This window comes from Candidatus Arcticimaribacter forsetii (genome assembly GCF_910589745.1).
Classification (GTDB): Bacteria; Bacteroidota; Bacteroidia; order Flavobacteriales; family Flavobacteriaceae; genus Arcticimaribacter; species Arcticimaribacter forsetii.
Window position 1 is genome coordinate 1,787,501 of the sequence record NZ_OU342399.1, and the last position, 13,962, is coordinate 1,801,462.

At 37.3% G+C, this 13,962-nt stretch carries 9 protein-coding genes, 2 tRNA genes and 2 rRNA genes (1 of these 13 running past the window's edge); 3 read left to right on the forward strand and 10 right to left on the reverse strand.

Features of this window, described 5'->3' with window-relative positions; all coding sequences use genetic code 11:
- The 5 genes from NG655_RS08230 to NG655_RS08250 form a co-directional block, all read right to left on the reverse strand.
- Positions 1–438: ribosomal RNA gene (locus NG655_RS08230) — 23S ribosomal RNA — on the reverse strand (it extends 2,394 nt beyond the left edge of the window).
- A 201-nt stretch (positions 439–639) separates the two neighbouring features.
- Positions 640–713, reverse strand: a tRNA-Ala gene (locus NG655_RS08235).
- A gap of 115 nt (positions 714–828) precedes the next feature.
- Positions 829–902: transfer RNA gene (locus NG655_RS08240), tRNA-Ile, on the reverse strand.
- 99 nt (positions 903–1,001) lie between these two features.
- A 16S ribosomal RNA gene (locus NG655_RS08245) occupies positions 1,002–2,529 on the reverse strand.
- Together the 16S and 23S rRNA genes with 2 tRNA genes alongside form the textbook arrangement of a ribosomal RNA operon.
- Before the next feature lie 425 nt (positions 2,530–2,954).
- A complete protein-coding gene (locus tag NG655_RS08250; protein ID WP_252158840.1) occupies positions 2,955–5,051 on the reverse strand; it encodes a putative porin in 2,097 nt (698 codons plus the stop codon).
- Between the two features lie 73 nt (positions 5,052–5,124).
- Here NG655_RS08250 and NG655_RS08255 point away from each other — a divergent pair, with 73 nt between their 5' ends.
- Positions 5,125–5,721, forward strand: coding sequence for a ribonuclease HII (locus NG655_RS08255; RefSeq protein WP_252158841.1), 597 nt, complete (start codon positions 5,125–5,127; stop codon positions 5,719–5,721).
- Between the two features lie 34 nt (positions 5,722–5,755).
- Positions 5,756–8,248 (forward strand): hypothetical protein, encoded by a 2,493-nt coding sequence (locus NG655_RS08260; protein ID WP_252158842.1) that lies wholly within the window; start codon positions 5,756–5,758, stop codon positions 8,246–8,248.
- A 1-nt stretch (position 8,249) separates the two neighbouring features.
- Here the strand turns inward: NG655_RS08260 and lipB are convergent, their stop codons facing one another.
- The gene (lipB, locus tag NG655_RS08265) at positions 8,250–8,954 is read right to left on the reverse strand and encodes a lipoyl(octanoyl) transferase LipB (RefSeq protein ID WP_252158843.1); all 705 of its coding nucleotides are present in this window, start codon (positions 8,952–8,954) and stop codon (positions 8,250–8,252) included.
- Positions 8,947–9,114 (reverse strand): YqaE/Pmp3 family membrane protein, encoded by a 168-nt coding sequence (locus NG655_RS08270; RefSeq protein WP_252158844.1) that lies wholly within the window; start codon positions 9,112–9,114, stop codon positions 8,947–8,949. The genes lipB and NG655_RS08270 overlap by 8 nt, the downstream gene beginning before the upstream one ends.
- Positions 9,115–9,195: 81 nt before the next feature.
- Here NG655_RS08270 and lysS point away from each other — a divergent pair, with 81 nt between their 5' ends.
- Positions 9,196–10,887 (forward strand): lysine--tRNA ligase, encoded by a 1,692-nt coding sequence (lysS, locus tag NG655_RS08275; protein ID WP_252158845.1) that lies wholly within the window; start codon positions 9,196–9,198, stop codon positions 10,885–10,887.
- Positions 10,888–10,924: 37 nt separating this feature from the next.
- Here lysS and hemL read toward each other — a convergent pair whose 3' ends face one another.
- The 3 genes from hemL to NG655_RS08290 are packed head-to-tail and all read right to left on the reverse strand — an operon-like array spanning position 10,925 to position 13,950.
- Positions 10,925–12,211, reverse strand: coding sequence for a glutamate-1-semialdehyde 2,1-aminomutase (gene hemL, locus NG655_RS08280; protein WP_252158846.1), 1,287 nt, complete (start codon positions 12,209–12,211; stop codon positions 10,925–10,927).
- 3 nt (positions 12,212–12,214) lie between these two features.
- Positions 12,215–12,982: a glucosaminidase domain-containing protein gene (locus tag NG655_RS08285; protein ID WP_252158847.1), complete on the reverse strand. Its 768-nt coding sequence runs from the start codon at positions 12,980–12,982 to the stop codon at positions 12,215–12,217.
- A 59-nt stretch (positions 12,983–13,041) separates the two neighbouring features.
- Entirely contained in the window at positions 13,042–13,950 is a 909-nt protein-coding gene (locus NG655_RS08290; protein WP_252158848.1) for a 1-aminocyclopropane-1-carboxylate deaminase/D-cysteine desulfhydrase, read from the reverse strand.
- Positions 13,951–13,962: the final 12 nt, after the last annotated feature.

The following is a 13,962-nucleotide window of genomic DNA, read 5'->3' on the forward strand; positions in this document are numbered from 1 at the left end:
TCCCGGCGAATTCATGCAAGGTTTCACGTGCCCCGCACTACTCAGGATACCTCTATCAATATCATTAATGTACCTATACAGGACTATCACCCTCTTTGGTTCTACTTTCCAGTAGATTCTAGTTAATAATGCATCGAATATTGAGGTCCTATTACCCCCAACTTGCCGTAACAAGTTAGGTTTGGGCTGTTCCGCGTTCGCTCGCCACTACTAGCGGAATCACTTTTGTTTTCTTCTCCTCCGGGTACTTAGATGTTTCAGTTCCCCGGGTTTGCTCCTCTTACGAGGTGATATGTCTTCAACATAACAGGTTGCCCCATTCGGATATCTACGGATCACAATGTATGTGCCACTCCCCGTAGCTTTTCGCAGCTTATCACGTCCTTCTTCGCCTCTGAGAGCCTAGGCATCCCCCATACGCCCTTAATTAGCCTATCGTAACTTTTCTCTTTTAGTTTTTATTACTCTAATTCTTTACTTTGCTCGTAAAAACCACTTTTTTTTGTAAAAAAATGATTGATACTTTTTATGTATCTTTTTTCAATATGTCAATGAACTTCTTTCTAATCAATGCATCTTAAAATCCCATCGATCGGTCGATAATTACCAATCTCAAAACCCTAAAACACTATAGAACCGTGGAGAATATCGGAGTCGAACCGATGACCTCCTGCGTGCAAGGCAGGCGCTCTAGCCAGCTGAGCTAATCCCCCGTATCAAAAAATCCATAGTACTCTGGACTTTAAACTTACGAGAAGCCCAACTATAGATTTTCTCTAGTGGTACTAATATCCCTTAATGCAAAAATTCCAAAAAATGGAAAATTTGTAGTCTCGGGCAGACTCGAACTGCCGACCTCTACATTATCAGTGTAGCGCTCTAACCAGCTGAGCTACGAGACTCAATTTTGGATTATTAGTGTATGTTATAAAAAAAATGACAGCATAGAACAAACTTTATCTTAAGAGTGTCCTTTTTGATGATAAATCGTCTTTCTCTAGAAAGGAGGTGTTCCAGCCGCACCTTCCGGTACGGCTACCTTGTTACGACTTAGCCCCAGTTACTAGTTTTACCCTAGGCAGCTGCTTTCGCTCACCGACTTCAGGTACCCCCAGCTTCCATGGCTTGACGGGCGGTGTGTACAAGGCCCGGGAACGTATTCACCGGATCATGGCTGATATCCGATTACTAGCGATTCCAGCTTCACGCAGTCGAGTTGCAGACTGCGATCCGAACTGAGACCGGTTTTCAAGATTCGCTCCTCCTCGCGGAGTGGCTGCTCTCTGTACCGGCCATTGTAGCACGTGTGTGGCCCAGGACGTAAGGGCCGTGATGATTTGACGTCATCCCCACCTTCCTCGCGGTTTGCACCGGCAGTCTCGTTAGAGTTCCCGGCATGACCCGCTGGCAACTAACAATAGGGGTTGCGCTCGTTATAGGACTTAACCTGACACCTCACGGCACGAGCTGACGACAACCATGCAGCACCTTGTAAGTAGTCCGAAGAAAGGTCCATCTCTGGTCCATGCAACTTACATTTAAGCCCTGGTAAGGTTCCTCGCGTATCATCGAATTAAACCACATGCTCCACCGCTTGTGCGGGCCCCCGTCAATTCCTTTGAGTTTCACTCTTGCGAGCGTACTCCCCAGGTGGGTCACTTATCACTTTCGCTTAGCCACTCAACTAACCAATGTTAGTCAAACAGCTAGTGACCATCGTTTACGGCGTGGACTACCAGGGTATCTAATCCTGTTCGCTACCCACGCTTTCGTCCCTCAGTGTCAGTATATTGTTAGTGATCTGCCTTCGCAATCGGTATTCTGTGTAATATCTATGCATTTCACCGCTACACTACACATTCTAACCACTTCACAATAACTCAAGTCTATCAGTATCAAAGGCAGTTCCATAGTTAAGCTATGGGATTTCACCTCTGACTTAATAAACCACCTACGGACCCTTTAAACCCAATGATTCCGGATAACGCTTGGATCCTCCGTATTACCGCGGCTGCTGGCACGGAGTTAGCCGATCCTTATTCTTACAGTACCGTCAGCTACTTACACGTAAGTAGGTTTCTTCCTGTATAAAAGCAGTTTACAACCCATAGGGCAGTCTTCCTGCACGCGGCATGGCTGGATCAGAGTTGCCTCCATTGTCCAATATTCCTCACTGCTGCCTCCCGTAGGAGTCTGGTCCGTGTCTCAGTACCAGTGTGGGGGATCCCCCTCTCAGGGCCCCTACCTATCGTAGTCTTGGTGAGCCGTTACCTCACCAACTAACTAATAGGACGCATGCCCATCTTCTACCGCCGAAGCTTTCTTCTTAATGTAATGATACAATAAGATCGTATGGGGTATTATTCAACATTTCTATTGACTATCCCCCTGTAGAAGGTAGGTTGCATACGCGTTACGCACCCGTGCGCCGGTCGTCAGCGGAAGCAAGCTCCCCTGTTACCCCTCGACTTGCATGTGTTAAGCCTGCCGCTAGCGTTCATCCTGAGCCAGGATCAAACTCTTCGTTGTAGTTTGTTTTAATTTGTCTTACACGACTTATCCCTCAAAGGTCTCAAAATGGTTCTGTTCTAGTTTGTATATCTATTTGATACACGCTGTCATTTTTCTAATCTTTCAATGAACTTTTGCCTTAGACAACTATACTGTTGTTCTCTTTAGCGGGTGCAAATATAGAACGCTTTTTATCATTCAGCAACTACTTTTATGAAAAAAATTAAGTTTTTTTTTGACTCCGACTAAACACCCCCACAGACACCTTGAAATACAAGACATTACAGACAAGTTTTTGTGATAAAAAAAATTATTTTTTTATTGATTTTTTTTGAATGAATCGTATTTCACTTAAAAAGTAGTGATTTGTGAAATTAACAATTAAAAAAGAGATCTAAGATAAACTCAAAAAACAATTCTTTTTTAAGTAGGATAAATGCTATCTACTGGAAGAAATTCCAAACTAAACCGAAACGAATAACAAAGTCTCTGTAAGGATATCCTGGAGCACTGAGATAGGTCGGTTCCATAAACAAGGTATTGAAGTGCTCTGCTTTTAGATAAAGTCTGGTTCGCTGTACTCTTCCATTAATAAAAAAATCAAGTCTTGGGAAATCACCTATTAATTCTTGGTCTTGTCTTGAAAAATCTCCCAACAAAGGATTATATCGGTCTGCATAATAGGATGTAAAATACTGTCCAGTAATTCCTGCTTGGACAAACATTGCTTTCTTAAATACATTACTACTATAACTAAGCGTAGTTCGAAGGTTCCATTCCGGTACATTTAGCGCTTGAGAGACCTGTTCTTCTGTATTCGTTTTTGAAGTACCAGAAACCTTTTGATATTGCAACGTATTGGTAAGTGCAAATTTCCTGATTTTGAACTCGGAGCTGTAACGGATCTTAATATAGTTTAAGGTATTTGTCTCTTGCTCTGGAGCAGCTAAGTAGATTTCTTCTGGAGCTACATACAGAAAACTTTCTCTGTCAACAACAGGATCTTCATCTTCAGGTCTAAAGCGAGTGGTATTAAAATAAGTATAATTATTCAATTGCTGCCAATGCGCATAAACTTCTCCTAGCCATGGATGATCCAGGTTGAGTGAAAAGTGGAGGGTTTTTTGATTCTCTAAGTCAGGATTATACCAATTATATGCTTCATAATTACTTTTATATAATTGAAAATTAAAATCTGGAGTTTGATTTCTAAAACTTGCTCTACCGGTTACCGTTGTTTTATTCAAGAATTGATAACGTGCTTGTGCTGATATCTCATCACTTAAAAGGGTTCCTCCAACGCTTTTCTGAAGTAAAGCTTGCATTGAAAACCCGTTCCATTGGAACTTCCAATCCCCATTCAATAAATATTGAGTCGTTTCAATTTGGCTTGGATCTCCCGGTAAAGTTTCTTCATCAGTAAGCCCCTCTTCTTCTATTTCAAAGAAATAATTGGACTGAACCGCAGAAATCCCGGCTCTCAGTTTTCCAGTGTACAGGGTATTAAACTCAGTATAAATTTGATTGCTTGTTCTTCGTAGTCTTGAAAAATCGTTAATTGTATTTGTTCCAAAAACCAAATCTCCATAATGATCTATTGGACTAGTATCCGTGTAATTATAGTAACGTGATTCATTTAAAAAACGATGTCCAAGAAGTATTTTAGTTGTTACAGAATCTTTCGGAGCAACCAGATTCCAGTTATGATCTAAAAAAGAACGCTTTCCAGCAAGACGATTTTCGGCGGTTTTAATTCGAACATCTAAAAGAGATCGGTCTCTAAATTCAGGATCATGATCTTTAAACAAAATAATTGCCTCTCGGTTTAAACCGCCATTCTCTTGATTTTCAATAGACTGGTTTGCATAATGGCCTAGGAGAACATATCGTTTATTAAGAGATTTATAATTAAATGAAAATTCAAAACGTTCATTTGCTGATCGATAATGCACATATTTACCTAAAGATCTAGATCCTTTGTAAGCAAATGCAAAGTTAAATTGTGGAGATAGATTTACTGCTATCGTACTATTAGCCATTTGACCTTGTTCGAATGTTGTCCGAAACATTAGTTCCGTTAAAGGTGTTGGGACATAATAATATAAAGTTTGGTCTGCTTCTACATATGCAGTATGCTTAGATCTTGCTCCCAATCCTGACAATAACTCTGTTTTTGAAAAATCGTAACCCAAACGGTTAAATGCGTGACCCGTGTTAGAAAATGGAAGTAATTCGAAATAATCTTTACGTAAAAAGTTTACTTTATACTCTTTTTGAATGGTCAACGTAGTGTCTACATAACTCGAATCTCTGGCAACTGTATAAAACTTATACATTTCAATGGAAACAGAATCCAGCAGTTTAGAACTTTTTTTGGATTCATCAAATTGTAGTTGCATGTCTTGTTCCGAAGGACCATCTGCACCACCTGTTAACGCTCTTTTACTGTTGTACTTTTTTTGATAGTCATTACCTCCAATTTGACTAAAAGCAAGGCTACTAATCAACAAAAAAAACAGAAAAAAGAATCTTTGAGCCATGAAAGGATGTAATTTTGATTGCGAAGTTAAATAATTGTAAGTAATTTGAATTGAGATTCCTAAAATATAAAATGTGTTAAGCTTACAATTAATAGATGGATTAGAAGCCGGAACCGATGAAGCTGGACGTGGGTGCCTTTCTGGACCAGTTACAGCAGCTGCTGTAATACTTCCAGCTGACTTTGAAGAACCTTTATTAAACGATTCAAAAAAACTAACTGAAAAACAAAGGTATTTTCTCCGTCCCATTATTGAAGAAAAAGCGTTAGCCTTTGCCGTGGCACATTGTTCTCCATCAGAAATAGATAAAATAAATATCCTAAACGCTTCAATTGAAGCGATGCATAGAGCTTTAAAAAAACTAAAACTCAATCCAATTCATATTCTTGTAGATGGCAACCGTTTCCATCCTTTTCAAAACATACCTCACAAATGCATTATTAAAGGAGATGGGAAATATCAGAATATTGCAGCTGCATCGGTTCTTGCCAAAACATATCGAGATGACATTATGCTTGAATTAGATCAAAAACATCCAGAATACGATTGGAAAAACAACAAAGGATACCCTACTAAGAAACACAGAGAAGCCATAAAAAAAATAGGAACAACGATTCATCATCGAAAAACTTTTAGATTACTTCCTGAACAACTTCAAATTAAATTTTGAGTTTCTTATTTTTGTTTCTCATAAAGAATAATATATGAACTACACGAATTCACTTCGTCTCACAAAAACTACCTCCTTTCTTTTTTCTTTATTAATCCTAACCCTTTTGGTTATCGGATGTGAAACCTCGCTTTCTAAAGAGAGTAAACTCATTGACTGGATTCCACAAAACAGTAGTTGGGTTGTGCAGTTAAATGATTTGAACTCGGTTAAAAACGAACTTAACAACAATGAGATTTTTAAACAAATTAAATCTCTAAATCCAAAAGTTACAAGTGATATCAGTGAATTGTTGTCTGAAACACCTAATGTTACCAGTCTTTTGTGTGTTACAAAAGTTGGCAAAGACCCAGGTGCACTGACTCATATTTATAAATCATCAATAGACTCTACTCTTATTGCAGGTCCTGGAATAGAATACAGTAAAATGCGTATAAATATTGAGAAAAGAGAAAACACAATTTTGTACAGCACCTTTATATCCGGGTACACCCTTAGGTCTACTTCTCAACTTCTAATAGAAAACTGCATCCGTAAATATCAACAAACAAACAATTCTGAAACTAAGAATTTATTCAGCACGGTATACGAGACAATTGATACAGATGCCCCTTTAAATATATTGGTTCAGCCAAAAGCTGAAGAATTGATTGAAACTGTATTCAATTCGACCCCTTTGATGCCGAAAGTTAGTCAAGATTGGAACGCATATGATCTCAGTTTTGAAAAAGAAGGAGTAAGTCTTGATGGACTTGTTTCAATACTAGATTCTTTGGGAGATCCTCTAGGGATTATTAAAAACAATGAAACTCAAAAAATACTTTTAGATCAGGTAGTACCGCAAAACAGTACCGCTTTCTTGTCAATTCCATTTAACAATCCCTTAGAAACAGAAGATGCTTTTAAACTTTGGGTCTTACATCATAATGTAGCATTAGAAGAAATAAAACTTGAGGGATTAAAAACCATTGATGAAATCGGCTGGATTGAAATTGGATCTGAATCGGTGCTACTTTTTCATTCTCAAAACGAAATAAAAACTCAAGAGAAGCTAATCCCTATTTTAGAAAACTCAAAAAAATACAGGGAAGTTTCGTATTACCCTGTTAAATTACCTCAAGACCTTTTAGTCTTTACAGCAGCAATTGGAGGAAAAGTAACGCCAAATTGGGGTTGTATAATCGACGGTTTTTTTATTTTTACTTCTTCAGAGGAAGCTATCAAAACAGTGATTAGCAGCTATAAAGATGGAAGCACACTTGCCTCTAGTATAATTTATAACGCATTTAAAGAAGAACTAGCTTCAAAAAGTTCGATCTATTGGATAGCTCAATCCAAGTTATTAATTGAATCATGGAAAAACAAAGAGGAAAATAAAAACCCTTTTTCAAAAATAGATACGGAGCGCTATCCATTTGTAGGTTTCCAAGGTGTTTTTGAAAATGGATTCATGCATCTACATTTAAGAATTCACAAGAACGAACTAGAAAAACAAGAAAATGCAGTTTCAAATCAATACCTACTTCAACTAGACGCTCCACTTGGTAGAGCACCACAATGGATTAAAAATCATCGAACAAAAAGAATGGATGTTGTAGTTCAAGACATCAACAACAACCTATATCTATTTTCAGATAAAGGAAAATTATTTTGGAAAAAAGAATTATCGGGTCAAATCCAAGGAGATATACAGCAGGTAGATTTATACAAAAACAAGCGTCTTCAAATGGCTTTTAGAACTGAAAACAGGTTTTATGTTCTAGATCGAAACGGAACAGTAGTCAAACCTTTTTCTATAAAAATACCAGCTTCAGAACCAATTCAGCCACTTGCAGTTTTTGATTATGACCAAAGAAGAGATTACCGATTTTTATTGGCTCAAGGAAATACGGTACAGATGTTCAATTCAAAGGGTAAAAAAGTCACCGGATTCAAATTCAAAAAAACAAAAACTCCTATAATTAACGCTCCTGTTCATATTCGAATTGATAAAAAAGACTATATCGCAATCCAAGAAGAGAGTGGAAAATTAAACCTCTTAAATCGAGTTGGGAATTCGAGAATTAAAGTAAAGGAAACGATTCCTTTTTCAGGGAACAAAGTAAGTTCATATTTAAAAACATTTTCTACATCTGATTCGGGTGGTAATTTAATTCAGATTGATACCAAAGGAAATATAATTAAAACGGATTTAGAACTAGCAACGGGACATAAAATCACAACGACTACAAAATCATTAGTTACCTTATCTGAAAATAATCTTAACATAAAAGGAATTCCTGTAACCCTCCCTTTTGGGCGATATTCAGATCCTAGAATTTTTTATATTAATAATGTTATTTATGTAACTACGACGGATTTGGATGCACAAAAAGTATACTTGTTTTTCAGCAATGGAACTCCAGTAAATGGGTTTCCTGTATACGGAACCTCAGCAGCAGATTTAGTAAATGCAGATGATGATAAAGCAGTAGAATTAGTAGTTCAGTCCGAAACTAACGGAATGCTTATATACGAAATAAATTAATCTAGATAAATTCAGCTTCAAAAAGATCTTGAAAGTGAGTACTTAATTTTGATCGCACTTCAACTAACGAAATTTCTCTTTTAAGTTCCGCTTGGAGTGAAGTCACTGCTTTTCCCTGAATACCACAGGGAATAATGTAACTGAAAAAAGAAAGATCCGTATTAACATTAAGAGCAAACCCATGCATGGTTACCCAACGACTTGCTTTTACTCCCATTGCACATATTTTTCTTGCAAATGGAGTGCCAACATCCAGCCAAACACCTGTTTCGCCTGGACTTCTAGTCGCTGTTAAACCGTAATCTTTAAGAGTCAAAATTACCATTTCCTCAAGGAGTCTTAAGTACTTATGAATGTCTGTAAAAAAATTCTCTAAATCTAAAATTGGGTAACCCACCACTTGTCCGGGTCCATGAAAGGTAATGTCTCCTCCTCGATTCGTTTTGAAGTATTCAATTCCCCGATTTTTAAGTTGATCCTCACTTAGCAACAAATTGTCAATTGCACCACTTTTACCTAAAGTAATGACTGGAGGGTGTTCTACCCACAAAAAATAATTTGGAGTTTCTTGCTGAACTTCCTTGTTCCGATTCGCAATTTTGAGATCTACTATTTCCTTCAAAAGCTTTTCTTGAAAATCCCAAGCAGGCTGATATGCAGTATGATCTAAATCGGTTACTTTTACTTTTTTATTTTGATTACTCATAATAACGATTCGTGTTATTCAAAATCACCAACGCTGCTATAACGCCTGGAACCCAACCGCAAATAGTTAATATAAAGACAATTAAAACCGATCCACAGCCTTTATCTAAAACTGCAAGCGGAGGAAAAAGTATGGAAAGTAGTACTCGAAATAGACTCACAAGAATATTTTTTAGCAAGATAGTGAAAATTGAATTTTTCAATTGAAGGAAACCTTTATCTTTGCTAAAATTTTTGACACTATGGCTGCACTAAGCGAACAGGAAATCATTAGAAGAGAGAAACTAGCACGACTAAGAGAACTTGGTATTAATCCATACCCAGCACCTTTATATCCTGTTGACCAAACTTCAGCTTCTATAAAGAATGATTTTGTAGAAGGGAAAACTGTTATTATTGCCGGCAGACTCATGTCAAGAAGAATTCAAGGGAAAGCTAGTTTTGCAGAAGTGCAGGATAGTCAAGGAAGAATTCAGGTCTACTTTAACCGGGATGAAATCTGTGAAGGTGAAGATAAAACTCTTTATAACGAAGTTTATAAAAAACTCCTAGACATTGGAGATATTATTGGAATAGAGGGAACCCTTTTTACAACTCAAGTAGGAGAACAAACTATTTCTGTAAAGAAATTCGATATTTTAAACAAAACCCTTCGCCCACTTCCGCTTCCAAAAACAGATTCAGAAGGAAATACATATGATGAATTTAACGATCCTGAGTTACGATACAGACAACGCTATGTAGATTTAATTGTAAACCCTAAAGTCAAAGATACCTTCATTAAGAGGACTAAAATAACAAACAGTATTCGAGAGTTTTTTAATACTAAAGAATATTTAGAAGTAGAAACGCCTATCCTACAACCTATTCCGGGTGGTGCGTCTGCACGGCCTTTTATGACGCATCATAATGCACTTGATATTCCATTATACCTGAGAGTAGCCAACGAACTGTATTTAAAAAGATTAATTGTTGGTGGATTTGACGGAGTTTACGAATTTTCAAAAGACTTCAGAAACGAAGGAATGGACCGAACCCACAATCCAGAATTTACAGTTATGGAATTATATGTTGCATATAAAGATTATTTCTGGATGATGGAGACTACGGAAGAATTACTTGAAAAAGTAGCCGTTGATTCTAACGGCAGTTCTAAAGTTCAGGTTGGAGATCACACCATTGACTTTAAAGCTCCTTACCCGAGAGTTCCTATCCTAAAAGCAATCGAAATTCATACTGGAATTGATGTTTCGAATATGGATGAAAACACCTTACGAGAAACTGCCAAAGGACTTGGAATTGAAGTGGATGAAACTATGGGAGTAGGAAAACTAATCGATGAGATATTCGGTGAAAAGTGTGAGCATCACTACATTCAACCGACTTTCATTACGGACTATCCAAAAGAAATGAGCCCCCTTACCAAAGAGCATCGATCCAACCCTAAACTAACCGAGCGCTTTGAATTAATGGTTAATGGAAAGGAATTGGCTAATGCATATTCAGAGCTTAATGATCCGATAGACCAAAAAGAACGTTTTGAAGATCAATTAAAACTAAGTGAAAAAGGAGATGACGAAGCAATGTTCATCGATCAAGATTTTTTACGTGCCCTAGAATACGGGATGCCTCCTACTTCTGGAATCGGAATCGGAATCGATCGTTTAGTGATGCTTATGACCAACAACAGCTCGATTCAGGAAGTACTGTTTTTCCCACAGATGCGACCAGAAAAGAAAGCTATAGAATTAACAGAAGAAGAAAAACTAATCGTAGGACTCTTAAAAGCAAACTCTCCTATTGAACTTCCATCCCTTAAAGAACAAGCGGGACTGAGTAACAAAAAATGGGATGTTTCAATTAAAGGCTTAACTAAGAAAGGAATTGCAAAAGTTGAAAAGACGAAAGAGGGTCTTTTTGTTACAGCTTTATAAGCTTCTTAAAGAATTTAAAAATACGTTTAATTAAACTTTAAAGGCCTTTGATTACCCTTTCAAATGCATAAAGAGTGAAGTCAATATCCTCATTAGTAAGAGCATCATTAAGGAAGTAACTTTCGAAAGCACTAGGCGGTAAGTAAACTCCCTCTTTTAACATGCCGTGGAAATACTTCTTAAAGTAATCATTATTACCCTCTGCAGCAGTAGTAAAATCAATTACTGGAGTATTTGTAAAATGTAAGGAAACCATAGATCCAAAACGATTGATCTGATAGGGCAACCCCGTTACAGAAATACGTTCTTCCATTCCGAGGTGGAGTCGTTCCGTTTTCTTATCAAGGCGATCGTACATTTCAGGCTGTTGATTTAATGCATTTAACATTGCAAGACCGGCTGCCATAGCCAATGGATTTCCACTCAAAGTTCCAGCCTGATAAACAGGACCATCAGGTGCTAAATGGTTCATTATTTCGTTAGAAGCAGTGAATGCACCAACAGGCAAACCTCCACCAATAACTTTTCCATAGGTAGCAATATCAGCTCGAATATTTAGACGTTCTTGTGCTCCTCCCGGAGCAAGTCTAAATCCGGTCATAACCTCATCAAAAATCAATAAAGCCCCGTATCGATCACAGAGCGAGCGTAAACCTTCGAGAAATCCTTTATTTGGTGGAATACAACCCATGTTTCCGGCTACAGGTTCAATAATAATAGCAGCAACTTCATTCGGATATTGTTCAAATACACGTTCTACACTTTCGATATCGTTGTATTGTGCCAATAGAGTATCTTTTGCAGTACCCTGTGTTACACCAGGACTATTGGGGGCTCCAAAGGTAATAGCACCACTTCCGGCTTGAATTAGAAACGAATCAGAATGTCCATGATAACAACCTGCAAATTTGATTATTTTTTCTCTCGAAGTATATCCTCTTGCTAAACGAACGGCACTCATACATGCCTCTGTTCCTGAGTTCACAAATCGGATTTTATCCATATTCGGAATCATTTCAATAGCAAGCTTAGCAATCTCGGTTTCTAATTCAGTTGGCATTCCAAAAGAAGTTCCTTTTTTAGCGCGCGCTGTTAAAGCTTCAATAACGGGCTCATAAACGTGTCCTAAAATCATGGGGCCCCAACTTGAGATGTAATCGATGAGCCTATTACCATCCACATCATACAAATAAGCTCCTTGAGCATTATCTACAAATATTGGAGTTCCACCTACGGCTTTAAATGCGCGAACTGGAGAATTTACTCCTCCTGGAATTACTTCTTGAGCTTCTTTAAATAAACTACTACTGCGTTGGTACTGCATGGGTTATTTGGATTTTGGAATGATCAATTCTTGACCTTTAAAAATAGTATTATCGTCTAGATTATTTTCTTTTATTATATCCTGTACTGAAATTCGATAGGCTCTCGCAATAGAATATAAGGTGTCGCCCAGACTTACAATGTGAGTTTTGTTATTTGATTTTTTTAAGATAGTTTTTTTTGGTTCTTCTAAATTAACAGTTACCTCTTTCTTTGAGTCGTACTTGTATAATTTGTATCGCTCGATAATGCTTATGATTTTTTTAGGATACTTTGGATCGGTAGCATAACCTGCTTTTTTTAATCCTCTTGCCCATGCCTTATAATCTTTTTTATTGAGCTTAAATAAAAAAGCATACCTGGGTCTTCCACTTAGAAAAACAGAATGATCACGATACGATTCTGCTGGATCTGAATAGGTTCTAAAGCACTCCCCTTTTTCATCGTCGTCATGATATATTCTTCCTCCGTTCCAACCACGATGGCATTTAATTCCGAAGTGATTATTCCCCTCTACTGCCAACCTCCCAGCTCCTGTTCCAGATTCCAAAATTCCTTGAGCTAGAGTAATACTAGCCGGAATTTTATACATCTTCATTTCTGCTTGTGCAATCGGTCCGAATTGAGCTAAATAAGCTTGCACCTTCTGGGCTTGGGTTAGCTTTACTCTATTAACTGTTTTTTTTGGAGTTGCTTTTACAACTTCTTTCTTCTTAGCAACTGGAGTTTTTTCAACTGTTTTTGATTCAACTGGAGCTTGTTTTGGTCGCACTGTTTTAGTAACACTACAACTGAATAAGAAACAGGAAAAAAGTATAAAAAAAGTATTTTTTAGCATTGAATGATTTGTTTTCCTTGGCGAGATAAACGGTCGTTTACTCCCTGTATCCCCTGTATTCCTCCCGTATGTATTATTAGGATGTTGTTTCCCCAATGCCATTGTTTATTTTTTATGAGTGTAAAAATACCAAAAAGCATTTTGCCTGTATATAAGGGATCCAAAAGAATTTGATGTTTTTTATTAAAATCATTGATGAATTCGATCAATTCCGGAGGAACTTTTCCATATCCACCGCAATCATGTTCATAGAGTAACCTCCAGTTGTGGTTAATTCCCGTTAGGTTATTTATTGTTTTTTTTAGTTTCTCATCTTTTACAACAACAAAACCTAGGACTTCTTTTTCTGGGACCGAATTTACAATTCCTGAAAAAGTCCCACCAGTTCCAACTGCACAACATACAGTAGTATATTCCTTATCTTCTTCTGTTATTATTTCTTGACAACCCCGAACTGCTAATTTGTTCGTACCTCCTTCAGGAATTATATATGCTTTTGGATTTTTAATTAAGAAATCTTGAACGTTCCGAGATTCTTCTTTTTTTTGATATTCTGCTCTACTCACAAAATGTAAATGCATTCCTTTTTCCTCACAAAAGCGTAAGGTTGGATTCCTTGATTTAAATTCCAATTCTTCCCCTCTAACAAAACCATGGGTTTCCATGTTCGTTTCTGCTCCTGCAGCTGCGGTTGCTGCTAAATGATTTGAGAACGCTCCACCAAAAGTTATTAAAGAAGAATGTTTTTGAGCAATTGCTTCTTGAATATTATATTTTAATTTTCGAAATTTATTTCCAGATACTTCCGGGTGAATGAGGTCTTCCCTTTTTATTGTAATTGAAAACCCGTTAATTTGTGTAACGAATTGATTTGGAATGTTTGGGATGTTATCAAAAAACATAGATGAATTTCT

Excerpts from the sequence above, each read along its gene's own strand:
- NG655_RS08250 (WP_252158840.1), bottom strand. The coding sequence starts at position 5,051 with ATGGCTCAAAGATTCTTTTTTCTGTTTTTTTTGTTGATTAGTAGCCTT.
- NG655_RS08290 (WP_252158848.1), bottom strand. The coding sequence starts at position 13,950 with ATGTTTTTTGATAACATCCCAAACATTCCAAATCAATTCGTTACACAA.
- hemL (WP_252158846.1), bottom strand. The coding sequence starts at position 12,211 with ATGCAGTACCAACGCAGTAGTAGTTTATTTAAAGAAGCTCAAGAAGTA.
- lipB (WP_252158843.1), bottom strand. The coding sequence starts at position 8,954 with ATGAGTAATCAAAATAAAAAAGTAAAAGTAACCGATTTAGATCATACT.
- NG655_RS08260 (WP_252158842.1), top strand. The coding sequence starts at position 5,756 with ATGAACTACACGAATTCACTTCGTCTCACAAAAACTACCTCCTTTCTT.
- lysS (WP_252158845.1), top strand. The coding sequence starts at position 9,196 with ATGGCTGCACTAAGCGAACAGGAAATCATTAGAAGAGAGAAACTAGCA.